The following is a 26,442-nucleotide window of genomic DNA, read 5'->3' as shown; positions in this document are numbered from 1 at the left end:
CACGGTACGGGCCGAGCGCCCGAGGCGCGTTGGATTTCGGCTCCATGCCCCGATCTAACCGGACAACGGCCCGGCATCGGGCATCGCGCACGCTGTATTTGGTCAACGAGGACGAAGGCTCGCATGAACCCAAGAAACTTCCACATCCTGCTCTGGATCGCGGTCACCCTGTGGCTGGTGATGATGCTCAACGGCATGACCTCGCCGGAAGGCATCGAGACCCGCAACCTGAGTTACAGCGAGTTCCTGAGCGAACTGAACGAGGGCGCGGTGCGCGAGGTGACCATCCAGGATCAGACCATCCAGGGCACGCGAACCGATGGCTCACGCTTCGAGACCTATGACCCCAACGACCCCGGCCTGATCGGCGACCTGCTCAATCAGGGTGTGGCCATCCGCGCCGAGCCGCCCGAGCAACCGAGCGTGCTGATGCAGGTGATTGCCGCCTGGCTGCCCTTCATGTTGCTGATCGGCATCTGGTTCTGGTTCATGCGACGCAACAGCGGTGGTGGCGTCGGTGGCGGCGGCGGGATCTTCAACTTCGGCAAGAGCCGCGCGCGCCAGCACGCCGAGGGCGAGGTCAAGGTGACGCTGCGCGATGTCGCCGGCGTCGAGGAGGCCAAGGAAGAGGTCGGCGAGCTGGTCGACTTCCTCAAGAGCCCGCAGAAGTTCTCCAACCTCGGCGGTCGCATCCCGCGCGGCGTGCTCATGGTCGGCCCCCCCGGCACCGGCAAGACGTTGCTCGCACGCGCCATCGCCGGCGAGGCGCGGGTGCCCTTCTTCAGCATCTCCGGCTCGGACTTCGTCGAGATGTTCGTCGGCGTCGGCGCCTCGCGGGTGCGTGACCTCTTCGAGCAGGCCAAGAAGAGTGCCCCCTGCATCATCTTCATCGACGAGATCGACGCCGTCGGACGCAAGCGTGGCGCCGGGCTCGGCGGTGGACACGACGAGCGCGAGCAGACCCTCAACCAGCTGCTCGTCGAGATGGACGGCTTCGCCGGCACCGAGGGCGTCATCGTCATCGCCGCAACCAACCGCGCCGACGTCCTCGATCCGGCGCTGCTGCGCCCGGGACGCTTCGACCGCCAGGTCGTGGTCGGCCTGCCCGACCTCTCCGGTCGCGCCGCCATCCTCGAGGTGCACCTGCGCAAGGTACCGGTGGCCGACGACATCGACGCGCGCACCATCGCCCGCGGCACCCCCGGCTTCTCCGGCGCCGACCTCGCCAATCTGGTCAACGAGGCGGCGTTGTTCGCCGCGCGCCGCAACAAGGCGCGTGTCGACATGGAGGACATGGAGCAGGCCAAGGACAAGATCATGATGGGCGCCGAACGTCGCTCGATGGTGATGTCCGAGTCGGAGAAGAAGCTCACCGCCTACCACGAGGCCGGACATGCCATCGTCGGTCGGCTGGTACCCGAGCACGACCCCGTCCACAAGGTCAGCATCATCCCGCGTGGACGCGCCCTCGGCGTCACCCTGTTCCTGCCCGAGCGCGACCGCTACAGCATGAGCAAGCGCCAGCTCGAGAGCCAGATCTCGAGCCTGTTCGGCGGACGCATCGCCGAGGAGATGATCTTCGGCCCCGAGCACGTCACCACCGGCGCCTCCAACGACATCGAACGCGCCACCGACATCGCCCGCAACATGGTCACCCGCTTCGGCCTGTCGGATGCCATGGGACCGCTGGCCTACGCCGAGGACGAGAGCGAGGTCTTCCTCGGTCGCTCGGTCACCCAGCAGCGCAACGTCTCCCCGGAGACGGCGCAGGCGATCGACCAGGCGGTGCGTCAGATCATCGACCGCAACTACCAGCGCTCGCGCCAGCTCCTCGATGACAACCTCGACAAGCTGCACGCGATGGCCGAGGCACTGCTGAAGTTCGAGACCATCGACAAGGCGCAGATCGACGACATCATGTCGGGACGCACCATGCGCGAACCCGACGACGATGTCGGCGGCACCCCGACGGCCGGCGGCGACGGCCCTGCCCCGGCCCCCAAGGGCAACACCCCGCCGTCGATCGTCGGCGGCCCGGTCGGCGAGGTCTGATCCGACCCGGCACGCCCCACCGGGCGTGTCGACCCGAACCGGGCGCCGCGAGACGATCGCGGCGCCCGGTGACCGGGTGATAGCATCGCGCTCCTGCACCCAATCCTCTGCCGGAGCACGCATCCATCATGTCCCAACCCAAGCTCATCCTCGCCTCCACCTCACCCTTCCGCCGCGCCCTGCTGGAGCGTCTCGGACTCGCCTTCGCCACCGCCGCCCCCGAGGTCGACGAACGCCCCCTCCCCGACGAGCCCGCCCAGGCCCTGGTGATGCGTCTGGCCGAGGCCAAGGCCCGCGCCGTCGCCGCCGCTCACCCCGAGGCGCTGATCATCGGCTCGGATCAGGTCGCGAGCATCGACGGCCAGATCCTCGGCAAGCCCGGCGGCCACGAGGCGGCGATCGCACAGCTCAGCCTCTGCGCCGGGCGCGCCGTCACCTTCCAGACCGGTCTCTGTCTGCTCGATGCCGCCAGCGGCCGCGCCCAGACCCTGGTCGAACCCTTCCGGGTCCATATGCGCGCGCTCACCGAGGCGCAGATCGCCGGCTATGTCGCGCGCGAGCGTCCCTTCTCCAGCGCCGGCAGCTTCAAGTCAGAGGGGCTTGGCATCGCCCTGTTCGAGCGGCTCGAGGGCGAGGACCCCAACGCGCTGATCGGACTGCCGCTGATCCGGCTGGTGACCCTGCTGCAGGACCATGGCATCGATCCACTGACCCAGGGCACACAACCGCTCGACTGAACCGCCGAGCGCGCTCCTCTCCCGCGGGCCGAGGCGCACGCACCACCGACCTGTCCGGCACCTTCGAAATTAGGGGGTTTTGCCGATTGCACCTGATGCGACTCCCGGGCGAGACTTTAGGCTTGCACCATGCGCTCCAGGGTACTGGACGCCGTCTCTCCCCTCCCCGACGACGGGCCCGTCCGCGGGCCTTCGATGACCACAGGAGCCGCCGACCATGCGACCCGATGCCGCTCGCCGTTGCCGCCCGCGCTGGACGCTGGGCGCACTCATCCTCGCCCTGCTCGCGCTCTCCGGCTGCGCCACCACCGGGCAGCACGGTCACTATGGCTCGGAGACCTTTCCGGTCCCCGAGGAGATCGCCGACAACGTCGACTTCTGGCGTCATGTCTATGGGATCTGGCGACGCGACCAGGTGGTGTTCCACGACGACCGGCACCTGGGGGTGATCTACGAGGTCGCCACCCTGCCCGGCGCCAGCGCCGAGTCCTACACCCAGGCCCAGCGCGACTGGATCGCCGCGCGCAAGCGTCATCATGCCGATCGAGTGCGCGCGCTCGAGGCGGCGCTGCGCGAGCAGCGCTCGCTGGCACGCGCCGATCGCCAGCTGCTCGCGCAGTTCGAGGAGGCCGCTGGTCGCGAGGCGGTGTTCGGGGCCGATGAGCGGGTACGCTCGCAGCGCGGACTGCGCGAGCGCTTCAAGCGCGGGGTCGAGATCAGCGGGCGCTACGACCAGATCTTCCGCGAGATCATGCAGGCCCACGGCGTGCCCGAGGACCTGGCCTATCTGCCGCACGTCGAGTCCTCCTTTCAGACCCACGCCCGCTCGAGCGTCGGCGCCGGCGGGGTGTGGCAGTTCATGCCCGCCACCGGACGCTTGTTCATGACCGTCGACCGTCACGTCGACGAGCGCTTCGACCCCATCCTCGCCGCCGACGGCGCCGCACGCTATCTCGCCCAGGCCCAGCGCAAGCTCGGCAGTTGGCCGCTGGCGATCACCTCCTACAACCACGGCCAGGGCGGCATGGCCAAGGCCAAGGCCAGATATGGCGATGACATCGGTCGGATCGTCGAGGAGTACGACGGTCGCTACTTCGGCTTTGCCTCGCGTAACTTCTACGCCGAGTTCGTCGCCGCGCGCGAGGTCGCCATGCATGCCAGGCGCTACTTCCCCGAGGGCCTGGCCTACGAACAGCCCTGGCGTCACGACCGCCTGGTGCTGCGTCACAGCCTGCCGCTGACCCGCCTGGCCAGCCATTACACGGTCTCACCGAGCCAGCTCGCCTCACTCAACCTGCACTGGCGCAAGCGACTGGTCTCGGGCAGCCGCCCGATCCCGGCCGGCACCACCGTGTGGCTGCCCGCGGGCAGCCTGAAGCGCATCGCCAGCCACCCGCCGGCGATCCCGGTGGTGGTCTCGCGCACCCCGCCGACGCCCCCCCGGGTGGCCAGCACGCAGCGCGCCGAGTCGAAACCCCAGACGCGCTATCACGTCGTGCAGCCGAACGAGACCCTCTACCGCGTAGCACTGGAAAACGGTCTCACCGTCTCCCAGCTCCGTGCACTCAACCAGCTCGCGCCGGACGACAACGAGATCCATCCCGGACAACGACTGCGCATCGGCGGGATCTAGCGGCGAGCCCAGGTCGCACGCGCGGCATCAGGGTTCACAGAAGGAGCGACACTCGGCCAGGGTCTCGAACGGGACCCGACCGTCGCAGCCACCATAGCGGAAGGGCTTGCAGCGATTGTCGCGATAGTCGTAGAAGAAGCGCGTCTGGGCCGCGCGACAGGGACCGGGATCGGGCTTGGCGAGACAGCCAACGGGGAGTTCCTTGTTGGTGTCGATACTCGGCTGACTGGCGCAACCGGCAAGCAGCGCTGCCATCAGCAGCAACGACAACGCAGATCGGCGGCGCCCCGTGGAATGGTGTGGGTGCATCGTTGAGACTCCTTCACGCACCGCTCGATTGCCTGCGATGCCGGAAGGATTGTAACCACAGAGACGACCCACTGCCGAACCCGGCACCCGCTCAGGGCTCGAGGTGGGCGAGCACCTGACGAAAGCGGTTGATGTGGGTACGCTCGGCCTGGGCCAGGGTCTCGAACCAGTCGGCGATCTCGTCAAAGCCCTCGTCACGCGCCAGCCGCGCCAGCCGTGGATACATCTCGGTGGACTCGACCTGTTCCCCGGCGATGGAGGCGCGGAGGTTGTCGACGGTCGTCCCGATCGGTAATCCGGTGACCGGATCACCGACCGGCTCGAGATACTCCAGATGGCCGAGCGCATGACCGGTTTCGCCTTCCGCGGCCGAGCGAAACAGCATGGCGATCTCGCCATAGCCCTCGATATCGGCCTTGGCGGCAAAGTACAGATAGCGACGATTGGCCTGGGACTCGGCGATGAAGGCCTGGATCAGGCTCTGCTCGGTCTTGCTGCCCTTGAGTTGCATCTGATCTCCACGACGCTGTAGCGATTCTGCTGCGGTGCAACTCAGATTGGAGGATGGGCAATGGAAAGTTAAAATCGATTATTTCGATAAAAAAGATCGGCAAAAATGATAAATCACCCGATCCCGATGCTGAGCGCCAGCTCGCAGCTCTTCAGCCTCATGCTTGCGAGCCAGTGAGCACACTGCTAAGACTGCCATACTCGGACACACGAAGGATCGGCCAGCGTCCCGCGACATCCAGCGACACACCACCAGCCGGCGAGCCACACTGCCCCACCTGCTCCCGACCCGCTGGCGCGCCGCCCCCAGCCACCTCCTATCTTGGCCCCTCGCCGTACCGGACACCCGCTCATGCAGCCATCGCCCCAGGTCCCCGCACAGCCGCTTCGGCTCCTGCACCTCTCAGACCCTCACCTCTATGATCAGGCAGAGGGCAGACTGCTCGGCATGCGCACCCGCCACAGCTTCGAGGCGGTGCTCGAGCGCGCGCTGGCCAGCGCGCCGGCCGACGCCCTGCTGATCACCGGCGACCTGGCGCACGACGAGGCCGCCGGCGGCTATCGACTGTTGCGAGACCGGCTCGAGCAGACCCGATTGCCCTGTTACTGCGTCGCCGGCAACCACGATCACTGGCCACTGGCGCACGAGATCCTCGGCCATTTCGCACCACCCTCGGGCAGCATCGTCGCGCTCGGCAACTGGCGTCTGGCGCTGCTCGACTCGAGCCTGCCCGGTGAGGTCCGCGGACACGTCGAACCGGCCCAGCTCAGCGCGCTCGGCGCCTGGCTGGAGACCAACCAAGCGCCGACCCTGGTCTGCCTTCATCATCACCCGGTCGCCGTCGGCAGCGCCTGGATCGACAGCCTCGGGGTCGACAACGGCGAGGCCCTGGTCACACTCTGCGCCGACCACCCCCAGGTGCGCGCGATCCTCTTCGGGCACGTCCATCAGGCCTTTGCCCAGCACATCGGACGGCTCGAACTGCTCGCCGCCCCGGCCACCAGCGTCCAGTTCCTCAAGCAGAGTCGCGGATTTGCCCTCGACACACGACCGCCGGGCTACCGCGAGCTCCTGCTGCATGGCAACGGTCACATCGAGACCCGCGTGATCAGGCTCAACGATTACCCCGAACACCCCGATCTCGAGGCCAGCGGCTACTGACCTCAGCCGATCACGAAGCCGTGATAGCTGCCTTCCTCGAGCGGCTCGCAAACGACCGTCTCGACACGTGCCGCAGGCGGCCCCTGGTGCAGCCAGTCACGCAACCGCTCCACCGCGCCCGCCTCACCACAGCACACCACTTCGACCCGACCATCGGGCAGATTGCGCGCATAGCCGCTCACCCCCAGGCGATCAGCCTGCTCGCGGGTCGCACCACGAAACCACACCCCCTGCACCCGCCCCGCAACCAGACAGCGACAACACCGCCGCGCCCCGCCAGACACCCGCATCCCGTTCATCTCGCTCCCCCGTTCTGCCAATACGACGACATGCCGTGCGGGTTGCGAACACAGCCGCACGGGACCATTCTCCAGCAAGTGCAGCGCGCCGGGCGGCGCGCCCGTATCGCCGACAACGACAAGGAGTGCGAACAGATGTCCTTCATCCTGGTGTTGTACTACAGCCGTCACGGGGCCACCGCGGAGATGGCGCGACAGATCGCGCGCGGGGTCGAGCAGGCCGGCCTGGAGGCGCGACTGCGAACCGTTCCGGCGGTCTCCAGCGACTGCGAGGCGAGCGCACCACCGATCCCCGACTCGGGACCGCCCTATGTCACCCATGACGACCTGCGCGGGTGTGCCGGACTCGCGCTCGGCTCACCCACGCGTTTCGGCAACATGGCCGCGGCACTCAAGTATTTTCTCGACGGCACCAGCGGGCTGTGGCTCTCGGGGGCGCTCGCCGGCAAGCCCGCCGGGGTCTTCACCTCCACCTCCAGCCTGCATGGCGGCCAGGAGAGCACCCTGCTGAGCATGATGCTGCCACTGCTGCACCACGGCATGCTGCTGCTCGGGCTCCCCTACAGCGCCGAGGACCTGCTCCACACCCGCAGCGGCGGAACCCCCTACGGCCCCTCGCATCTCGCCGGCCCGGACAGCGACCTGGCGGTGAGCGAGGAAGAGCAGCGGCTCTGTCAGGCACTCGGACAGCGGCTGGCGCAGACCGCGCGCAGCCTCGAACCGAGCGGCAACCAGGGACCGATCTCGTCTTGACCCAGCCGAGTCCGCAACTGCACCTGCCGGTCGCGCTGACACGCGAGCCGACACTGACCGAATACCTGCCCGGCCCCAACGCCGAGGCGGTGGCCGCCATCGCCGCGCTGAGCGGCACGACGGGCGAGCCTCTGGTGTTTCTTCACGGCGCCAGCGGCACCGGCAAGACGCACCTGCTCCAGGCGGCCTGTCTCGAAGCGAGCGCGCATCGCCTCCAGGCGCACTATCTCCCGCTCAAGACCCCGGGGCTGACGCCGTCGCTGCTCGACGACCTCGAGCAACTCGACCTGATCGCCATCGACGACATCGATGCCGTCACCAGGGATGGCGACTGGGAGCAGGCGCTGTTCGATCTCTACAACCGTCTGCGCGAGCGTGGCCGGCAACTGCTCGTCGCCGCGCGCCAACCACCGGAGCGGCTGACACTCGACCGCGCCGATCTGCGCTCACGTCTGCAATGGGGACCCTGCTATCGACTGCTCGCACTGACCGATCGCGACTGCGAGCAACTGCTCAGCACCTCGGCCGCGCAGCGCGGTCTGCGGCTCGGGCCGGCGCTGGTGCGCTACATCATGCACTATCACGCCCGCGACCCCGAGTCACTGCTCGCGCTGATCGAACGAATCGACGCGGCCAGCCTGCGCGAACAGCGCCAGCCGACCATCCCGATGGTGCGACGGCTCCTGCACGATGCGCCCTGAGCCCGGGTCAGTCGTGATGCGCGCCACGCACCGCAGCCTTGCGCCCCCACACCCAGACATACTGGGCGCCACTGACCAGCACCGTGGCCAGACAGCCCCAGACCAACGACTGGATCAACAGCTCGGGCAGCGGGAAGGGACCGGCATCCATGATCACCAGCACCACCAGCAGGATCTGCAGCAGGGTGTTGAGCTTGCTCGCCGGCAAGGGCGCCGCCTCTACGGTCTCGACGCGATAGTTGTAGAGCACCGCGCCGACCACGATCAGCAGATCGCGGAACACCACCGCGACCACCAGCCACACCGGAATGGCGCCGAGCGACCCCAGCACCAGGAAGCAGCACACCAGCAGCGCCTTATCGGCGAGCGGGTCGAGGATGCCGCCGAGCCGGGTCTGCCAGCCGTAATGCTTGGCCAGGAAACCGTCGAGCCCGTCGGAGATCCCGGCGAAGGCGAACAGCGCCAGCGCCCAGCCGAACTCGCCGATGAGCAGCAGATAGACGACCGGCGCCACCGCCACCAGCCGCATCACACTGATGATATTGGGAAGATCTCTGAGCTTCACCTGTCTGTCCTGACCCTGATCGCAACCAACTGAAACACCGAAAGGTCGCGCCAGACCACTGATTTTGAAGGGCTTTCACGAACAGCCCAACGCGCCCCATGCCACGCTCCGGGACACCGCGGAGGACACCGCCCCGCCCGGGCGGCTCGCATCCTACCCGAGCCCCGGAGACTCTCCAAGTTATACCGGGCGCTGACGGTATACAATCGCGCCCTGGCACACTCAACGGAGCCCCAGCGTGACGCAGGATCCCACTCAAAACCCCTCCCCTTCGCTCAATTACCGTGACGCCGGTGTCGACATCGACGCCGGGGCCGAACTCGTCGAGCGCATCAAGCCGCTCGCCGCGCGCACCAGCCGTCCCGGCGTGGTCACCGGTCTCGGCGGTTTCGGCGCACTCTTCGAGCTGCCGCTCGGTCAGTACCGCGAGCCGGTCCTGGTCTCGGGTACCGACGGTGTCGGCACCAAGCTGCGCCTGGCCATCGAGCTCGATCGTCATGACGGCATCGGCATCGACCTGGTGGCGATGTGCGCCAACGACATCCTGGTCAGCGGCGCCGAGCCGCTGTTCTTCCTCGACTACTACGCCACCGCCAAGCTCGACGTCGAGGTTGCCAGCACCGTGGTCGGCGGCATCGCCCGCGGCTGCGAGCTGGCCGGCTGCGCCCTCACCGGCGGCGAGACGGCGGAGATGCCCGGCATGTACGGCGCCGGCGACTACGATCTCGCCGGCTTCTGCGTCGGCATCGCCGAGAAATCCGAGCTGATCCTCCCCGAGCGGGTGCGTCCCGGCGACGTGCTCATCGGCCTCGCCTCCTCCGGGCCGCACTCCAACGGCTACTCGCTGATCCGCAAGGTCATCGAGGTCAGCGGCGTCGATCTCCAGGCGCCGTTCGACGAGGCGACGCTCGCCGAGCGACTGATGGCGCCGACGCGCATCTACATCCCCGCGATCCTGCCGCTGATCCGTACCCTGCGGGTGCACGCGCTCTCGCACATCACCGGCGGCGGTCTCACCGAGAACCTGCCGCGGGTGCTGCCCGAGGACACCCGCGCGGTGATCGATCTCGACGCCTGGCAGCGTCCGGCGGTGTTCGACTGGCTGCAGCAGGCCGGCGGGATCAGTGAGCAGGAGATGCTGCGCACCTTCAACTGCGGCATCGGCATGATCGTCTGCGTCGCCGCCGAGGACCACGACGAGACCATGGCGCTGCTCGCCAACGCCGGCGAACAGGCCTGGACCATCGGTCGCATCGAGCAGGCCGAAGGCGCGCCGGAGGTGCACTACGAGGGCACGCGGACCGATGGGTGAGGCGCAGCAAGCACTCCCGGTGGTGGTGCTGATCTCCGGTGGCGGGAGCAATCTGCAGGCGCTGATCGACGGCCAGGCGCGCGGTGAGCTGCCGATCCGCATCGTCGCGGTGATCAGCAACCGCGCCGATGCGGGCGGACTCGAACGCGCCCGGCGCCATGGCATCGCCACCGCAGTGCTCGATCATCGCGACTATGCCGAGCGCGCCGACTACGATGCCGCGCTCACCGGGTTGATCGCGGATTACGATCCCGGACTGGTGGTGCTCGCCGGCTTCATGCGCATCCTCACCCCGGCGTTCGTCGCCGCACACCGCGGGCGGCTGCTCAACATCCACCCCTCACTGCTGCCGAAGTATCGTGGGCTGCACACCCACCAGCGCGCGCTCGACGCCGGTGAGCGCGAGCACGGCGCCAGCGTCCACTTCGTCACCGCCGAACTCGACGGCGGCCCGGTGGTGCTGCAGGCGCGCGTCGCCGTCGAGGCGGACGACGATGCCGAGCGCCTCGCGGCACGGGTGCTGAAGCAGGAGCACATCATCTATCCGACGGTGGTGCGCTGGTTCGCGCAGGGACGGCTCAGGCTCGATGATCAGGACCAGGCCCGGCTCGACGACGTGCCGCTGTCCGGGCCGCGCATCATCGACGCCGCCGGCTGAACCTCTCGCCCCGGCGCTCCCGACCAGGGGCGCCGGGACGTCCCCCTCAGGCGCGCTTGCCGTCGACCAGGGCGCGCTGGAAGCAATCGAGCTTGGCGAGGATCTGGCGCTTCATCCCGATCAGCTCCATGCACTGCAGCCGCGCCGCCTCCCACTGACCATTGACACGCAACCGCAGGATCTCGGTGGAGACCTCGTGCATGCGCGCATGGATACGCTCGATCTCGGCATACTCGGGTAGCTCGCCATAGCGGTCACGGCCGACGCCGGCCAGCCAGACGCCGAAACGTCGACGACACTGCTCGGCCTGATCCTCGAGCGGCAGCGCCGAGACATCGGCATCGAGCGCACCGATCACCTGACGGACCCACTTGACGTGATCGTACTGCGCCAGCAACAGCGGCAGGTCGAAGCGCTCGCCCTGTCCGCCGCGCCCCAGCAGCCAGCGCGGATCCGGCTCGAACCCCTTGAGCCAGTCGAGCATCGAGTCGGCCGGCATCGGTCGGGCGATGGCGTACCCTTGGGCATGATCGCAGCCGATGCGCATCAGCATCACGCCGTGTTCCGGGGTCTCGACGCCCTCGGCGATGACCTCCTTGCCGAACACGCTGGCCAGCCCGATCACCCCCTCGATGATCGCCAGATCCTCCTGGTCGTCGAGCATGTCGCGCACGAATGAGCGGTCGACCTTGAGGGTCTCGGCCGGGAGCTGCTTGAGATAGTTGAGCGAGGAATAACCGGTCCCGAAATCATCGAGCGCGAAACGCACCCCCATCGCCTGACAGGCGGCGATCACCGCGCGCATCGCCTCGACGTCCTCGAGCGCGACGCTCTCGAGGATCTCGAGCTCGAGCCGTTCGGGCGCCACCCCGGGGTATTCGGCCAGGATCGCCTGCAACCGCGCCACGAAGTCGATGTGCTGGAAATGGCGGGTGGCGATGTTGACACTGACGTTGAGCTCGTGACCCTTCTGCGACCACTCGGCGAGTTGCGCCAGCGCCTCGTGCAGCACCCACTCGCCGATGTCGACGATCAGCGAACTCTGCTCGACCAGCGGCAGGAACTCGGCCGGGGCGAGGATGCCGCGTTCCGGGTGCTGCCAGCGGATCAGCGCCTCGACCCCGATCACCTTGCCGGTGCGCATGTTGACCTTGGGCTGATAGAACAGGCGCAGCTCGCCGTGCTGCAAGGCGCGGCGCATCCGCTCGAGTTCCTGATGATGATGCTGGACGTTGGCCGCCGCCTCCATGTCGAAGAGCTGGTAGCGGTTGCGACCGAGCTGCTTGGCCTGGTACATGGCCTGGTCGGCATGGCGCAGCAGGGTGTCGGGATCGGCGTCGTCGAAGGGATAGAGGGTGACCCCGATGCTCGCCGAGACGTCGAGCGGGATACCGTCGATCTCGAAGGGCGCATCGATGGTCTCGAGGGTGCGCTCGAGCACCAGATCCAGCTCATCGGTGTTGCGCAGCTCGGTGATCAGGAGCACGAACTCGTCCCCCCCGAGTCGGGCGACGGTATCGCCACCGCGCACCGTGCGCACCAGTCGCTTGGCGATCTCGACGAGAAAGCGATCCCCGGCGTCGTGCCCGTGATGATCGTTGACCAGCTTGAAGTCGTCGAGATCGAGGAAACAGATGGCCACCAGCCGGTCGCGCCGCTTGGCGTTGGCCAGCGCCTGATGCAACCGATCGCTGAGCAGCACCCGGTTGGGCAGGCTGGTGAGGGCGTCGTAGTTGGCCAGGCTCTCGAGCCGGCGCTGGGCATCCTTGAGATCGGTGATGTCGGAGAACATGCCGACATAGTGGGTCAGGGTGCCCTCGGCGTCCTTCACCGCGTTGACCCGCAGCATCTCGGGATAGACCTCGCCCGATCGGCGTCGATTCCAGATCTCGCCGCTCCACTGACCGAACTCACGCAGCCGATGCCACATCTCCTGATAGAACTGGTCGTCCTGCAGCCCCGACTTGAGCAGCGCCGGGGTGCGGCCGAGCACCTCCTCGCGGGGATAACCGGTCACGCGGGTGAAGGCGGCGTTGACGTCGAGGATGCGCGAGCTGGTATCGGTGATGACGATCCCTTCCTGCGAGTTCTCGAACACGCTGGCATTGAGCTGCAACGCCGTCTGCGCACGCTGGCGCTCGGTGAGGTCGCGCAGCGTCTCGACCACCGCGACCAGCCGCCCCTCGGCGTCGCGAATGGGACCGGCATCGAGTCCGAGATAGCGCTCGGTGTGCAGCAACGGCATGTCGCACCAGCCCTCGACATGGGCCGCACCGGACGCGTCGAGCCCCTCGCCGACGGCCAGGTCGTAGCGATCCCTGAGCTCATCGAGTCGCCCCTGTATCAACAGGTCGGCGAGACAGGGCTTGGGGGCACGGTAGAAGGCGCGCCAGTGCTCGGCAGTGCCGATCACCTCGGCGGCGCGCATCCCGGTGAGCCGCTCGCAGGCCGCATTCCAGATCACCACCCGGCAATCGGCATCGAGCACGAAGGCCGGCACCACCAGCTGGTTGACCAGCGCGATGGCGAAGTCCTGGTCCAGTGCGATGGCTTCTCGAGGGTCGCGGCGAGGGTTCACGCCTCAGACTCCCACGACAGGATGGGCCCGATAGCGGGCGAGTCGGCGGCAATGATGCATCGGGCGATCAAGGGCGTTGCTGGTCCCGCTCGTAACAGGACGGAGGTTGGGCAATCGACATGCCAGCCATTATAGGATCAACGCCCTCTTCCGACATCAGCGCGCCTTAGTCGTCGGCCTCGGACGAGCGCCGCTCGGCGCTCGCCACCCCCCCCATCATGCGGTGGAACATCTCCCAGGAGGCGAGCGTACTGTTCATGTAGGGCTGGAACAGCTTGAGCGGCTCGTAGCCCTCGGCGCCCTCGCTGATGCGCGCGCCGATCTCGTCGAGCAGCTGGCGCTGGAAGGCCTCCACATCGGGCAGGCCGAACAGCTTGCGCATCTCCTCCGGGGTCATCTCGACATCGACCTTGATCTTCATCTCGGCGGACCTCCTCGCGGCGGTGGCTTGGATCGCGACGCCGTACGTCGCGATCGGCGTCAGTGACGGCTTGCACGCGGCACCGAGGGTGCCGCCGGCGCCGGTTCATCGATCACCACACCCGGCCGGGTACGGCGCCCGAACAAGACACAGGCGCGCTCGAAGGCGCGGCGGGCCTCGCGGGCGTTCCACTCCCACTCAGAGGGGTGGGCGGTGGCCGGGAGCTGCCAGTGACCGGTGATCAGCACCGGATCGATACGGATCTCGAGCGTCCAGTCATGCCAAACGGTATCGGGCTGCTCGTCCTCGACGAACTCCTGCTCGACCAGACGACAATAGTTGCCGACGCGGTCATCGGTGGCGATCAGCTCGGAGACCACCAGGGCATTGTCGATACAACTCTGCCAGCCGGTATGGACGGCGCTGGCCGAGCCCATCAGGGCATGGAAGAGCATGGCGGGCGAGAGGGTGAGCGACAAGGGGGTATCCAGATCGGGATCCCCGACGGTATCTTCTAAGGGCATGCGTTTCTCGGAGCAACGGGCCACCATGCCAGCGACGGCGACCCCACAGGGTGTTCGGAGCGCACTGCGGACTCCGGGGCCCGATGGTCGTGCGAGGCACGCCGAGTGGCAGCGGAGCGCCGGATCGAGATCGACGCGCAAGCGGTGGCAAGGCTGATGCCGACAGCGCGTCACGACCCGACCAGTGGCGGAGATGTCTAGTCTAAGTCGCCGCGCGCGCGGGCGGCAAATCGCGTGCATGCCCGATCATTCCCAAGACCACACTGGAGACCCCGATGTCCGTGCTTCTCGAACTGACCATCTTCCCGCTCGATCAGGGAGGCAGCGGGGTCAGCCGCTTCGTCGCCCCCGTGGTCGCGATGGTCCGCGACAGCGGCTACCCCCACCAACTCGGCCCCATGGGGACCGTGGTCGAGACCGAGACCCTGCCCGAGGCGCTGGCGCTGATCGAGCGCGCCCAGGCGATCCTCGACGCGATGGGCTGCGAGCGCGTCTATGCGGTGGCCAAGTTCGATATGCGCAAGCGCGCCGAGGGCCGGCTCGCGGGCAAGATCGCCTCGGTCGAGCATCGGCTCGGCGCCCCCGAGTGAGCGGCTTGGCACTGGCCGAGCGCGGCGCTTACCGGTATGGTTGGCGCACCGCACGACAGCCGCACTCGACAGCCCGATGAAGGTCGCGATCTTTTCCGACGTCCAGGCCAACCTCCCGGCCATGGAGGTCGCCGTCGCCCGCATCCTCGACTGGTCGCCGGACCTGGTGATCATGGATGGCGACCTGGTCAATCGCGGCCCCAGCAGCCTCGAATGCCTGCAACTGTTCGAGCGTCTGCGCCGTGAGCACGGCTGGCTGCCGGTGCGCGGCAACCACGAGACCTGGATGCTGCGCTGCCAGCGCGAGGCCCCGCGCGACGCGCTCGACGCGCGCATGCGCGCGTTCGCCGACTGGACGCTGCACCAGATCGCCCCGGCGCTGGAGACGCTCAACCAGTGGCCGGACCATCTGTGCTTCCATGCCGGCAGCGAGACGAGCTGGGTGCACGTCACCCACGGCACCATGCGCGGCAACCGCCACGGCGTCACCGCCGCGCTCCCCGACGAGACGCTACGCGACGGCGCCCTGCCCGAGGGCGTGGCGCTGTTCGTCACCGCCCACACCCACCGCCCGCTCACCCGGGTGCTCGACGGGTTGCCGATCCTCAACGTCGGCTCGGTCGGCTCGCCCTTCGACGGCGACCCGCGCGGCAGCTACGCCCTGCTCGAATTCCATCAGGGGCGCTGGCAGTGGGAGATCGTGCGCTTCGACTACGATCGCGAGCGCGCCCGTCGGACCTTTCTCGACTCCGGCTTCATCGAACAGGGCGGACCGCTCGCGCACATCCTCTACGAGGAGTGGCACCGCGCCCAGCTGCTGATGCCGCAATGGCGCGAGCGTTTCGAGACCGAGGTGCTCGCCGGGACACTCGCGCTCGAGACCGCCGTGGACAGTTTCCTCGCCGAGCTCGACACACCACCGGATTGAATCCCGGGTGCCCGGTGCCAGCCGGGACCCACCCCACGACCAGCGCCGGGCGAATCCGCCCGGCGACCAGGACCTATCGATGAGTGATACCGACAGCCTCCACCGTTTTCTCTTCGAACAGACCGACATCCGCGGCAATCTGGTGCATCTCGACGCCAGCTGGCGCGCGGTACTCGATGCCCACGACTACCCCGAGCCGGTACGCGGCCTGCTCGGCGAGGCGCTGGCGGCGGTCTCGCTGCTCGCCGCCACCCTCAAGTTCGACGGCGCGCTGATCCTCCAGGCCCAGGGCGACGGCCCGCTGCGCACCCTGGTCGCCCAGGCCACCAGCGCACGCACGGTGCGCGGGCTGGCGCGCTGGGATGGCGAGCTCGACCCCGAGGCCCCGCTCGCCGAGCTGTTCGGCACCGCCCGCCTGGTGCTCACCATCGAACCGCGCACCGGCGAGCCCTATCAAGGCATCGTCGCGCTCCAGGGCGAGCGCCTGGCCGATGCCATGGAGCACTTCTTCAGCGGCTCCGAGCAGCTGCCGACCCGACTCTGGCTCGATGCCGACGGCGAGCGCGCCGCAGGCATGCTGCTGCAGCGCCTGCCCGGCGCAGACCGCGCTGCCGAGGACTGGTCGCGGGTGGGCATGCTCGCCGACACCCTGACCCGCGAGGAGCTGCTCGCGCTGCCCGCCGAGCAACTCCTCTACCGGCTGTTCAACGAGGAGCCGGTGCGACTCTTCGAGCCCGACCCGATCGCTTTTCGCTGCGGCTGCTCGCGCGCGCGCATCGAGCAGACCGTCAAGCTGCTCGGCGCCGAGGAGATCGAGTCGATCCTCGCCGAGCGCGACGGGCTCGAGGTGACCTGCGAGTTCTGCAACCGCACCTATCGCTTCGATCCGGTCGACGCCCGCCAGCTGCTCGCCGAGGACAGCCACCACAGCTCGCCGCCGACCCAGCACTGAGCCGGGACCTGCCATGCTGACCAGTCTCCAGCCGCTGCTCGGGCTCGTCGTCATCCTCGCGCTGGCCTGGTCGGTCAGCGAGTCGCGTCGCGCAGTCCGCCCGCGCCTGGTGCTCGTGGGGCTGGGCCTGCAGCTGCTGCTCGCCCTGGCGCTCCTCAAGCTCGCCCCGGTCCAGCAGGGCTTTCTCGCCCTCAACGATCTGGTGCTCGCGCTCGAGCGCGCCACCGAGGCCGGCACCGCGCTGGTGTTCGGCTATCTCGGCGGTGGCGCCGCACCCTTCGCCACCCAGTACCCGGAGAACGGCTTCGTCCTCGCCTTCCGCGCCCTGCCGCTGATCCTGGTGATCAGCGCGCTCTCGGCGCTGCTCTTCCACTGGCGGGTGCTGCCGTTGCTGGTACGCGGCTTCGCCTGGGTGCTCGAGCGCACCCTCGGCAGCGGCGGCGCGCTGGGGCTCGGCGCGGCGGCCAACGTCTTCGTCGGCATGACCGAGGCGCCGCTGCTGATCCGCCCCTATCTGCGCGAGATGTCGCGATCGGCGCTGTTCGCGCTGATGACCTGCGGCATGGCCACCATCGCCGGCACGGTGATGGTGCTCTACGCGAGCTTCCTCGCCACGGCGATCCCCGAGGCCATGGGTCACATCCTCACCGCCTCGCTGATCAGCGCCCCGGCGGCGCTGGTGATCGCCGGGGTGATGATCCCGGAGACGGCGCGCGAGACCGCCGAGACCCGTGCCCCGTTGCTCAGCGAGGCGCACGGGGCGATGGACGCCATCACCCGCGGCACCCTGCAGGCGATCCCGCTGTGGCTCAATATCATCGCCATGCTGGTGGTGATGGTCGCCCTGGTGAGCCTGGTCAACCAGGCCCTCGGGCTGTTGCCCGAGATCGCCGGCGCGCCGCTGAGCGCCCAGCGCGTGCTCGGCTGGCTGATGGCCCCGGCGGCCTGGCTGATCGGCATCCCCTGGTCCGAGGCCCCCGCCGCCGGCGCCCTGCTCGGGGTCAAGACGGTCCTCAACGAGCTGGTGGCCTATCTCGATCTGGCGGCGCTGCCGCCCGAGACGCTCAGCCCACGCAGCCGGCTGATCATGACCTATGCGCTGTGCGGCTTCGCCAACCTCGGCAGCCTCGGCATCATGATCGGCGCGCTCGGCACCCTGGCCCCGGAACGACGCGCCGAGATCGTCGCCCTCGGCCCGCGCACCATCGTCTCCGGCACCCTGGCAACGCTGATGACCGGGGCGGTGGTGGCATTGGTGATCTGAGCCGCCAGCCGCCAGCCGGCAGCCGGCAGCCGGCAGCCGGCAGCCGGCAGCCGGCGGGGGATTGAACCGCAAAGCCGCAAAGGGAAGAAGAGCCTCCAGCGATCAGCCTCCAGCCGCCAGTGGCTGGCTACCCACAAACACTGGCGCCAAGAACGTGCGCCACGGATGCGGGCAAGCCGTGCTGTCGTCGAGGGCACACACCCACTGGCGGCTGGAGGCTGGTCGCTTGCAACTCAAGCCCCTTTGCGCCCTTCGCGGCTTCGCGGTTCAATCCCGCTGGCCGCTGGCCGCTGGCCGCTGGTCGCTGGTCGCTCACTCCCCATCGAGCCGCAGCGGCGCGGGGCGGGCGAAGTAATAGCCCTGGGCGCGGTCGACGCCGATCTCGCGCAGCAGCGCGAGCGTCTCGGCGTCCTCGACGAACTCGGCCACCACCCGCTTGCCCATGGCGTGCGCCATGTCGGTGATGGCGGCGACGAAGATCCGGTCCTCGCGGCTGCTCTTCAGTTCACGCACGAAGGCGCCGTCGATCTTGACCTCGTCGACCGGGAGCTGGCGCAGATAGGCGTAGGACGCATAGCCGGTGCCGAAGTCGTCGAGGGCGAAGCGACAACCGAGTGCCTGGATACGGTGCATCAGCCGGGTCGCGCTCGACAGGCACTCGATCGCCGCCGTCTCGGTGACCTCGAAGATCAACCGCCCGGGATCGAGTTCGAGCGTCGCGAGTCGTCGCTCGAGCAGATCCAGCAACCCGGTATCGACCATCGCATTGGCCGATAGATTGACCGCCAGGCGCAAGCCCGGATGCGCGACCAGCAAGCACAGCGCATGCTCGACCACCCAGTGGTCGATCAGCTGGATCTGTCCATTGTGCTCGGCGACCGGGATGAAGCGATCGGGATAGATCAGCGAGCCGTCGTGATCACGCATCCGCAGCAGCCCCTCGACGTGACAGGTCTCGCCGCTGGCGACCTCGACCACCGGCTGGACATGGAGCTCGAAGCGATCCTCGCGCAGCGCGCCGGCGATACGCTCGCGCCACAGGATCCGGGCATCGAGCTGCTCGCGCTCGGCATCCTCGAGCGAGAACAGATGACAGCGTCCGGGTCCCTGCCGCTTGGCCCGGTACATGGCGAGATCGGCGCTCGCGAGCAGCTCTTCGGTGGACTCGCCCTGAGCGGGAAAGAGCACGATACCGATGCTCGCCGAGACCCGGTGCAACCGGCCGCGCGACTCGATACAGACCTGTGCGATCGCCTGCTGCAGACGCTCGGCGCACCGGCGCGCCTGCTCGGGTTCGGACTCGGGCAACACCAAGGCGAACTCGTCGCCGCCGAGACGCGCCAGCAGGTCACCGCGCTCGGCCAGCCCGCGCAGCCGATCGGCCACCCCCTGCAGCAACTGATCGCCGACCTGGTGACCACTGAGGTCGTTGACCTCCTTGAAGTCGTCGAGGTCGAGAAACAGCAGCGCGCCGCCGTGTCCGAAGCGACAGGCCTGGTCGACCACCTGGGCGAACGACTCGCTGAAGCGACGACGGTTGGCGAGCTGGGTCAGCGGGTCGTGCTCGGCGAGCCAGATCAGCTGCGCCTCGGCCTGATCACGGGCGCGCTGCAACCGCTCCATCCGTTCGCTGAGTTGCCACACGGTCTCGAACATCAGGCTGATCTCATCACGCTGCAACCAGCCCCGAGGCGGACGCGCGAGCCGTTCGCGCAACGCCGCGTAACGCTGCTCGGCGAGCAGAGGCAAGGCCAGCGCCAACGCCCGCAGCCGACGCAGCGGAGGCTTCATGATCAGCAGCAACAAGCCCTCGGAGAGCAGCAGCCCGAGCAGCCCGAGCAACAGGCCATCGCGGGTGCTCGCGCGGATGCCGGCGCGTTGCTCGGTGACCTCGTTGATCACATAGGCATCGACCCCGGGGGCCAGCGCCGCCACCCGATAGAGCACGAACTCGCGGCCCTCGTGACGCAGCTCCAGGGTCTCGTCGGGGGCAAGTGCGAACAGTGCGGGGCCCGCCGCCCGGAGCAGTGGACGCGAGTACTCGGGGTGCGTGAGCACCGGGAAGGCGGCCTCGCCGGCGGCACTGGCGACGGCGACCTCCGCCCCGGTGAGGGCATTGAAGTCGAGCAGTACATCGGCGAGCGAGCGTCCCAGCACCAGGCTGCCGGCATACCGACCCTGCCACAGCAGCGGCGTGGCGAGATAGTGCGCACACCCGTCGCGGCCGCGACAGACGAGCTTGCAGAGCGAGCGCTCCGGGTCATCCGCCAGTGCATGGAGCAGCACCGGTGGCGGTGGCTCGACGCCCTCCGGCCAGCTCACCGACAGACGCCCCTCGGCATCGATCCAGTACGCCGAGCCGATGCCCCACTCGATCTCCAGCAACACCCCGTTGCTGGCGAGCGCGGCGGCGAGCTGGGCCGCGCGCCCCGCGCCGCTGACATCGACGCCGAACCCCGGCACCAGGGTGGCGAGCTTGGAGAGCTCGTGCTCGCGCGTCTTGAGGATCGCATGGAGCTGGCGCACCTGCTGCTCGCGCAACTGCGACTGGTGCAGGGCGAACTGCGCCTGGGCCCGCGCATTGGCGAGCAGCACCAGCGAGAGGTTGACCACCAGCAGCAACAGGCTGAGCGCGACCAGCGCCTTCCAGCGCAGGCTGAGGATCGGCGGCGAGGTGGGCGTAACGGGGGCGGTGTTCATGGACACCTCAGAACCTCAGTGAGATCTGGGCGGCAAACAGGTCCCAGTCCTCGACCACCCCGTCGCCTGGGGGGTTCTCACGGTACGAGAGGGTGAAACCGCCGTGATGACGCTGATACTCCAGACGCAGCATCAACCGCCTACCCAGATCCCAGCGCGTCCCGAGGACCCAGATCCGGGAGTGATCCGAGGCGGGACAGTGAAGGTGCAGGTCCCCCAGACGACGATCTGCATCCCCCTCCTCATAGCGCAGCATCAGCTCGATCGCCGGCGAGAGCCGATAGGCCGCCTGCAGGTACCATCCGGTCTGGATGGCGTGATGACGATCGGCCTCGGGCCGAAAATGACGCCAATCGATCAGGATATGGGCGTATTCGCCCGCCAGGGTCCAGTTCGCCGCATTGTACTGTGCCGATACCAGCCAGTAGCGGATATCCAGGTTGCCGGCGCCGATCGCAGCCTCGGAGCCGGGATCGAAGCGACTGTGCATGGCCGCGCCACTGAGTCCCAGGCGCAACCGCTCGGCGGGATCGGCATACCACAGGCTGAGCAGTGGCACCGGATGCTCGGGTTCGAGCTCGCCATCATGGTCGTCGAGCAGATAGTTCCACTCGACGTTGGCGTCAAGCAGCGGCAGTCCAGCCCCCAGGGTGGCCGAGAAGGTGCCGAGATCGGTATAGCGCTCGCCGTAGAACATCAGCCCGTCGGAGGCGAGCATCATGTTGCGCACCCGATCGAAATAGACCACCTGGGGCAGGAAGATCCCGGGACGGGTGAAGGGAACGTCACGGGTCTCGTTGTAGAGACCGATCGGGTTCTTGATCCGCCCCATGCGCAGCCCGATGCGGTGTGTCGGGGCGCTCACCAGGGTGGCGTCGGCCAGGGCGTAATCGAGCCAGGGCGTGGCGTCGCTCATCTCCCCGGCGCGCCGCACCAACACCTGGGTGGCGAGCAGCAGGCGCGGGTCGGCGCGCCAGGAGCCGTTGAGACCGAGTTCGGTGAAATCGAGCGAGCCGTCGGGGCTATCGCCGAAGAAGCGATTATCGGAGGTCCAGACCAGGGCTTGGCTGGCGAACCCGTGCAGTTGCAGCGCCGGTTCGGTCGCCCAGGCGAGGCTCGGCAGCCAGTACAGCGCCAACACCATGCCACTCATCCATGCCGCCCGCACCCTAGCGCACCTCGATGATACGTACCTCGAAGCCCGGAGGCGGAGCGTCGGCATAGCCGAGCGCCCCCGGAGTGGAAGCAACGCTGCGGACCAGCTCATGTGGCGAGGTCACGGTGATCGGCACCTGACCGGTGCCCGAGAACAGCAAACGATCCCAGACCCGTCGCAACTGGTAGGGATAGAGCCCGAGCACGCCGGTGACGAAGCGACGGTGCAGGACATGCTCGTCGGGTAGCACGAACACCCGTACCGCGTGCCCGTCCGGCCAGCGCGGTACGCGCATCATCAGATAGCGCCGCGCCTCGTTCTGGGTCAGGTGATCCACCTCCACCGCCGCGTGCGCGATCAACACCTGGGCATCGACCGAGGCCATCCAGATCAACAGCAGCGAACAGATCAGGGACTTGGCGCTGGGACGCAGGCGAGGGGCGCGACGGGATGCGAGAGGTGTCAAGGCGGATGTCCAAGGTTAGGCCCGGTCGCATATCCTGACCATCAGTTCCGTTCCATTGCGCGCGGCGATCGCCACCGGGCGGGTCATGCAACGCGCACACCATCGGCCGGGGCAAATGCCCCCGCGGGCCTCGCGCACTGCTCGGTGCCATCACCGCGCCGCCGGATGCGGCGCGGTGATGCGCGACCATACAGCATACCGAGACCCCGAGGCTATTGTCTCAGGGAAACAACGGGAATGGCGAAACCAGCCGCACGCCACCGCCGCCGTCCGACCTGGACGGGGCGGTGGCGCCAGCAGGCGGGGTCGGTCAGTCGACCAGTTCGCCGGCGAGCACCCGCTCGAAGCGCAGGGCGCCGTCTGCCACCCCGACCTCGATCAGATCTCCGGGCGCGAACTTGCCGGCGAGGATCTCCTGGGCCAGCGGATTCTCGAGCTGAGCGCGGATCGCGCGCTTGAGCGGGCGGGCACCGTAGACCGGATCGAAACCGGCCTCGCCGAGCAGATCGAGCGCCGCGTCGCTGACCTCGAGACGCATCTCGCGATCGGCCAGGCGCCGCTGCAGATAGTCGAGCTGGATGCGCGCGATGGCGCGGATCTGCGCCTGCTGCAGCGGGTGGAAGACGACGATCTCGTCGAGCCGGTTGATGAACTCGGGACGGAAGGCCTGGCGCACCACCGCCATCACCGCCGACTTCATCTCGGCATAGGCCGCCTCGCCGGCGTGCTGCTGGATGACGTCGGAGCCGAGGTTGGAGGTCATCACGATCACCGTGTTGCGGAAGTCCACGGTGCGCCCCTGACCATCGGTGAGCCGACCGTCGTCGAGCACCTGCAACAGCACGTTGAAGACGTCGGGGTGGGCCTTCTCCACCTCGTCGAGCAGGATCAGGCTGTAGGGGCGGCGGCGCACCGCCTCGGTGAGATAGCCGCCCTCGTCATAGCCGACATAGCCGGGCGGCGCCCCGATCAGCCGCGCCACCGAGTGCTTCTCCATGAACTCGGACATGTCGATGCGCACCATCGCCTCCTCGGTATCGAAGAGGAAGCTCGCCAGCGTCTTGCACAGCTCGGTCTTGCCGACGCCGGTGGGTCCGAGGAAGAGGAAGGAGCCGATCGGGCGGGCCGGGTCGGAGAGCCCGGCGCGCGAGCGGCGGATGGCGTCGCTGACCGCGCCGACCGCCTCGTCCTGACCGACCACCCGCCGGCCGATCTCCTGCTCCATGCGCAGCAGCTTGTCGCGCTCGCCCTCGAGCATCCGCGACACCGGGATACCGGTCCAGCGCGAGACGATCTCGGCGATCTCCTCGTCGCTGACCTTGTTGCGCAGCAGCCGGTTGTCGCCCTGCTCGGCCCCGGCGGCGGCCGAGGCCAGTTGCTTCTCGAGCTCGGGGATGCGCCCGTACTGCAGCTCCGACATCCGTCCCAGGTCGCCGGCACGGCGCGCCGTCTCCATCTCCACCCGGGCACGGTCGAGCGCCTCCTTGATGTGCGCGGTGCCGGCAACCGCCGCCTTCTCCGACTTCCAGACCTCGTCGAGATCGGCGAACTCGCGCTCGAGCCGCGCCACCTCGCCCTCGAGGTCGGCGAGGCGCTTGCGCGAGGCCTCGTCGGACTCCTTCTTGAGCGCCTCGCGCTCGATCTTGAGCTGGATCAGCCGACGATCGAGCCGGTCCATCTCCTCGGGCATGGAGTCGATCTCCATGCGGATGTGCGAGGCGGCCTCGTCGATCAGGTCGATCGCCTTGTCGGGGAGCTGACGATCGGAGATATAGCGGTGCGACAGGGTCGCCGCGGCGACGATCGCCGGGTCGGTGATCTCGACGGCGTGATGGACCTCGTAGCGCTCCTTGAGCCCGCGCAGGATGGCGATGGTGTCCTCGACGTTGGGCTCGTCGACCAGCACCTTTTGGAAGCGCCGTTCGAGCGCCGCATCCTTCTCGACGTACTTGCGGTACTCGTCGAGGGTGGTGGCGCCGACACAGTGCAGCTCGCCGCGCGCCAGCGCCGGCTTGAGCATGTTGCCCGCGTCCATCGAGCCCTCGGCCTTGCCCGCGCCGACCATGGTGTGCAGCTCGTCGATGAAGAGGATGACATTGCCCTCCTGACGGGCGATGTCGTTGAGCACCGCCTTGAGCCGCTCCTCGAACTCGCCGCGGAACTTCGCCCCGGCGATCAGCGCGGCCATGTCGAGCGAGAGCAGCCGTCTGGACTTCAGCCCCTCGGGCACCTCGCCGTTGACGATGCGCTGCGCCAGCCCCTCGACGATGGCGGTCTTGCCGACGCCGGGCTCGCCGATCAGCACCGGGTTGTTCTTGGTGCGCCGCTGCAGCACCTGCACGGTGCGGCGGATCTCGTCGTCGCGCCCGATCACCGGATCGAGCTTGCCCTGTTCGGCACGCTCGGTCAGATCGATGGTGTACTTCTCGAGCGCCTGACGCTGTTCCTCGGCGTTGGGGTCGTCGACCTTCTGCCCCCCTCGAACCGACTCGATCGCACGCTCCAGTGCCCCCTTCGAAGCACCGGCCTCGCGCAACACCCGGCCCAGCTCGCCGCGGTCGTCGAGCGCGGCGAGCACGAACAGCTCGGAGGAGACGTACTGGTCCTGGCGCTGCTGGGCGAGCTTGTCGGTCTGGTTGAGCAGCCGCCCCAGGTCGTTGCCGACGTGCACCTCGCCACCGGCGCCCTCGACCACCGGCAGCCGGTCGAGCAGCTCGCCGAGCGCCGAGCGCAGCTGATTGACGTTGACATCGGCGCGGGTGAGCAGGTGGCGTACCGTGCCCCCCTCCTGATCGAGCAGCGCGATCAGCAGGTGGACCGGCTCGATGAACTGATGATCGCGACCGACCGCCAGGCTCTGGGCATCGGCCAGCGCGAGTTGGAACTTTGCCGTCAACTTGTCCATTCTCACGGTGAATTCTCCGGTTTTTTGTAAGTTATTGTCGAAGATTGGGTAGGCGCCGAATCGAATCAAGCCGCCCCCACCGCCCCAGGAATCGCCGCGCGGCGCACATCATGGGTCCGAATCGAGCGCGATTTCCGCTATCATGGGCGGGTGAATCTACGTGACCTGAAATATATCCTCGCCGTCGCCGAGACGCGCCACTTCGGGCGCGCCGCCGAGCGTTGCTTCGTCAGTCAGCCGACGCTCAGCGGCCAGATCAAGAAGCTCGAGGACGAGCTCGACGTGGTCATCTTCGAGCGCACCAACCGCTCGGTCGAGATCACCCCGGTCGGCGAGGAGATCCTCCATCACGCCCGACTGGCGCTGGAGCAGACCGCCGCCATCGAGCAGGTCGCGCACGCCCATCAGGACCCGCTGGCCGGACCGCTGCGCATCGGCGCCATCCCCACCGTCAGCCCCTATCTGGTGCCCTTGCTGCTGCGCCCGCTGCGCGCGCGCTGTCCCAAGCTGCAGCTGGTGCTCTCCGAGGAGATCACCGATACCCTGCTCACGCGTCTCAGCCACCACGAGATCGACGCCGCGCTGCTCGCCACCCCGGTTGAGGACTCCGACCTCGCCGCCATCGAGTTGTTCGACGAACCCTTCTGGCTCGCCCACCCCACGGGCCACCCGCTGCAGCAACGCGCCGAGATCAGCGCCGCGGACCTGGAGTCGTGCGAGCTGCTGCTGCTCGCCGACGGTCACTGCCTGGCCCATCAGGTGATGGAGGTCTGCCGGCTGTCGCAGCGCCCCAGCCAGGGCGAGATGGCCGATCTGCGCGCCTCCAGCCTCGAGACCCTGCTGCAACTGGTCAGCGCCGGCTTCGGCTGTACCCTGGTCCCGGCCCTGGCGGTGCGCGAGACCTGGATGCGCGACCACGGTATCGTCTCGCGCCAGCTGCACCTGCCCGATGCCTATCGGCGCATCTCGCTGGTCTACCGGCGCAGCTTCCCGCGCCGTCAGGTCCTCGAACGCTTCGCCGAGGTCGTGCGCGACCAGCTCCCCGATAGCGTCCACAGCCTCGGGGCCGCCGCCTGACTCCACCCCACGACCAGACGCGTCGTCACCGCCACACCCGTCGGCACAAGACCCAGCATCTTTTTGACTGCACTGGGAAAAAACCGCAACAATGCGTTCCAAGCCTTGTTGGCCGGGCTTCTAGCCCCGAATCTTCGACTAAACTCGAAGAAAAAAGGGTAAGATCCGGCCAACGGATACCACGTCTCTA

The 26,442-nt window shown here is 68.1% G+C and carries 24 protein-coding genes; 13 read left to right on the top strand and 11 right to left on the bottom strand.

Translation table 11 applies throughout. The annotated features are described in order from the left end of the window. Positions 1–123: 123 nt before the first annotated feature. From ftsH to EDC29_RS09385, 3 genes are all read left to right on the top strand, one after another. Complete coding sequence (ftsH, locus tag EDC29_RS09395) at positions 124–2,052, top strand: ATP-dependent zinc metalloprotease FtsH (protein WP_123140212.1); 1,929 nt, start codon at positions 124–126, stop codon at positions 2,050–2,052. A gap of 128 nt (positions 2,053–2,180) precedes the next feature. Further along, positions 2,181–2,789, top strand: coding sequence for a Maf family protein (locus EDC29_RS09390; protein ID WP_123140211.1), 609 nt, complete (start codon positions 2,181–2,183; stop codon positions 2,787–2,789). Positions 2,790–3,006: 217 nt separating this feature from the next. Continuing rightward, on the top strand, positions 3,007–4,422 hold the full coding sequence (locus EDC29_RS09385) for a lytic transglycosylase domain-containing protein (RefSeq protein ID WP_132229573.1): 1,416 nt from the start codon (positions 3,007–3,009) through the stop codon (positions 4,420–4,422). A 27-nt stretch (positions 4,423–4,449) separates the two neighbouring features. On the opposite strand, the gene EDC29_RS09380 is transcribed toward EDC29_RS09385, so the two are convergent. Together EDC29_RS09380 and EDC29_RS09375 are read right to left on the bottom strand one after the other, a co-directional pair. Then, positions 4,450–4,731, bottom strand: coding sequence for a BPTI/Kunitz domain-containing protein (locus EDC29_RS09380; RefSeq protein WP_123140209.1), 282 nt, complete (start codon positions 4,729–4,731; stop codon positions 4,450–4,452). Between the two features lie 91 nt (positions 4,732–4,822). Next, positions 4,823–5,242, bottom strand: coding sequence for a rubrerythrin family protein (locus tag EDC29_RS09375; protein WP_132229571.1), 420 nt, complete (start codon positions 5,240–5,242; stop codon positions 4,823–4,825). A gap of 351 nt (positions 5,243–5,593) precedes the next feature. Between EDC29_RS09375 and EDC29_RS09370 the strand changes: the two genes are divergently transcribed. Then, positions 5,594–6,403, top strand: coding sequence for a metallophosphoesterase (locus tag EDC29_RS09370; RefSeq protein WP_123140207.1), 810 nt, complete (start codon positions 5,594–5,596; stop codon positions 6,401–6,403). 2 nt (positions 6,404–6,405) lie between these two features. Here EDC29_RS09370 and EDC29_RS09365 read toward each other — a convergent pair whose 3' ends face one another. After that, positions 6,406–6,702, bottom strand: coding sequence for an acylphosphatase (locus EDC29_RS09365; protein ID WP_132229569.1), 297 nt, complete (start codon positions 6,700–6,702; stop codon positions 6,406–6,408). A 135-nt stretch (positions 6,703–6,837) separates the two neighbouring features. Here EDC29_RS09365 and wrbA point away from each other — a divergent pair, with 135 nt between their 5' ends. After that, positions 6,838–7,455, top strand: a complete 618-nt coding sequence (wrbA, locus tag EDC29_RS09360; RefSeq protein WP_123140298.1) for an NAD(P)H:quinone oxidoreductase — start codon at positions 6,838–6,840, stop codon at positions 7,453–7,455. Next, a complete protein-coding gene (gene hda / locus EDC29_RS09355) occupies positions 7,452–8,156 on the top strand; it encodes a DnaA regulatory inactivator Hda (protein ID WP_132229567.1) in 705 nt (234 codons plus the stop codon). The genes wrbA and hda overlap by 4 nt, the downstream gene beginning before the upstream one ends. A gap of 7 nt (positions 8,157–8,163) precedes the next feature. Here the strand turns inward: hda and EDC29_RS09350 are convergent, their stop codons facing one another. Beyond that, positions 8,164–8,721, bottom strand: coding sequence for a CDP-alcohol phosphatidyltransferase family protein (locus EDC29_RS09350; RefSeq protein WP_123140204.1), 558 nt, complete (start codon positions 8,719–8,721; stop codon positions 8,164–8,166). Between the two features lie 238 nt (positions 8,722–8,959). Between EDC29_RS09350 and purM the strand changes: the two genes are divergently transcribed. Beyond that, positions 8,960–10,033 carry a phosphoribosylformylglycinamidine cyclo-ligase gene (purM, locus tag EDC29_RS09345; RefSeq protein ID WP_123140203.1) on the top strand — a complete coding sequence of 358 codons (1,074 nt, stop codon included), beginning with the start codon at positions 8,960–8,962 and terminating at the stop codon, positions 10,031–10,033. Further along, a complete protein-coding gene (purN, locus tag EDC29_RS09340; protein ID WP_123140202.1) occupies positions 10,026–10,691 on the top strand; it encodes a phosphoribosylglycinamide formyltransferase in 666 nt (221 codons plus the stop codon). Before purM ends, purN begins: the two co-directional genes overlap by 8 nt. A gap of 46 nt (positions 10,692–10,737) precedes the next feature. Here purN and EDC29_RS09335 read toward each other — a convergent pair whose 3' ends face one another. From EDC29_RS09335 to EDC29_RS09325, 3 genes are all read right to left on the bottom strand, one after another. Next, positions 10,738–13,269 (bottom strand): EAL domain-containing protein, encoded by a 2,532-nt coding sequence (locus EDC29_RS09335; RefSeq protein ID WP_132229565.1) that lies wholly within the window; start codon positions 13,267–13,269, stop codon positions 10,738–10,740. A 166-nt stretch (positions 13,270–13,435) separates the two neighbouring features. Next, a complete protein-coding gene (locus EDC29_RS09330) occupies positions 13,436–13,690 on the bottom strand; it encodes a DUF6489 family protein (protein ID WP_123140200.1) in 255 nt (84 codons plus the stop codon). 59 nt (positions 13,691–13,749) lie between these two features. Then, on the bottom strand, positions 13,750–14,214 hold the full coding sequence (locus EDC29_RS09325) for a hypothetical protein (protein ID WP_123140199.1): 465 nt from the start codon (positions 14,212–14,214) through the stop codon (positions 13,750–13,752). A gap of 275 nt (positions 14,215–14,489) precedes the next feature. Between EDC29_RS09325 and EDC29_RS09320 the strand changes: the two genes are divergently transcribed. From EDC29_RS09320 to EDC29_RS09305, 4 genes are all read left to right on the top strand, one after another. Continuing rightward, positions 14,490–14,804 carry an MTH1187 family thiamine-binding protein gene (locus EDC29_RS09320; protein WP_123140198.1) on the top strand — a complete coding sequence of 105 codons (315 nt, stop codon included), beginning with the start codon at positions 14,490–14,492 and terminating at the stop codon, positions 14,802–14,804. 76 nt (positions 14,805–14,880) lie between these two features. Beyond that, complete coding sequence (locus EDC29_RS09315; protein WP_123141838.1) at positions 14,881–15,732, top strand: metallophosphoesterase family protein; 852 nt, start codon at positions 14,881–14,883, stop codon at positions 15,730–15,732. A gap of 79 nt (positions 15,733–15,811) precedes the next feature. Beyond that, positions 15,812–16,684: an Hsp33 family molecular chaperone HslO gene (gene hslO, locus EDC29_RS09310; protein ID WP_123141839.1), complete on the top strand. Its 873-nt coding sequence runs from the start codon at positions 15,812–15,814 to the stop codon at positions 16,682–16,684. Between the two features lie 13 nt (positions 16,685–16,697). Further along, entirely contained in the window at positions 16,698–17,948 is a 1,251-nt protein-coding gene (locus EDC29_RS09305) for a NupC/NupG family nucleoside CNT transporter (RefSeq protein ID WP_123140195.1), read from the top strand. A gap of 312 nt (positions 17,949–18,260) precedes the next feature. Here the strand turns inward: EDC29_RS09305 and EDC29_RS09300 are convergent, their stop codons facing one another. The 4 genes from EDC29_RS09300 to clpB all read right to left on the bottom strand — a co-directional run bounded on the left by EDC29_RS09300 (position 18,261) and on the right by clpB (position 25,181). Then, positions 18,261–20,648 (bottom strand): putative bifunctional diguanylate cyclase/phosphodiesterase, encoded by a 2,388-nt coding sequence (locus EDC29_RS09300; RefSeq protein ID WP_123140194.1) that lies wholly within the window; start codon positions 20,646–20,648, stop codon positions 18,261–18,263. A gap of 7 nt (positions 20,649–20,655) precedes the next feature. Then, a complete protein-coding gene (locus EDC29_RS09295; protein WP_242465966.1) occupies positions 20,656–21,792 on the bottom strand; it encodes a porin in 1,137 nt (378 codons plus the stop codon). Between the two features lie 25 nt (positions 21,793–21,817). Continuing rightward, on the bottom strand, positions 21,818–22,270 hold the full coding sequence (locus EDC29_RS09290; protein ID WP_223805969.1) for a hypothetical protein: 453 nt from the start codon (positions 22,268–22,270) through the stop codon (positions 21,818–21,820). Positions 22,271–22,580: 310 nt separating this feature from the next. After that, entirely contained in the window at positions 22,581–25,181 is a 2,601-nt protein-coding gene (clpB, locus tag EDC29_RS09285) for an ATP-dependent chaperone ClpB (RefSeq protein ID WP_123141842.1), read from the bottom strand. A gap of 144 nt (positions 25,182–25,325) precedes the next feature. On the opposite strand from clpB, the gene EDC29_RS09280 reads away from it, so the two are divergent. Continuing rightward, positions 25,326–26,252, top strand: coding sequence for a LysR substrate-binding domain-containing protein (locus tag EDC29_RS09280; protein ID WP_123141843.1), 927 nt, complete (start codon positions 25,326–25,328; stop codon positions 26,250–26,252). Positions 26,253–26,442: the final 190 nt, after the last annotated feature.

The sequence above is a fragment of the Marichromatium gracile genome, from assembly GCF_004343155.1.
GTDB lineage: Bacteria > Pseudomonadota > Gammaproteobacteria > Chromatiales > Chromatiaceae > Marichromatium > Marichromatium gracile.
The sequence above is the reverse complement of the archived record's forward strand: the minus strand, read 5'-3'. Positions and strand labels throughout refer to the sequence as shown.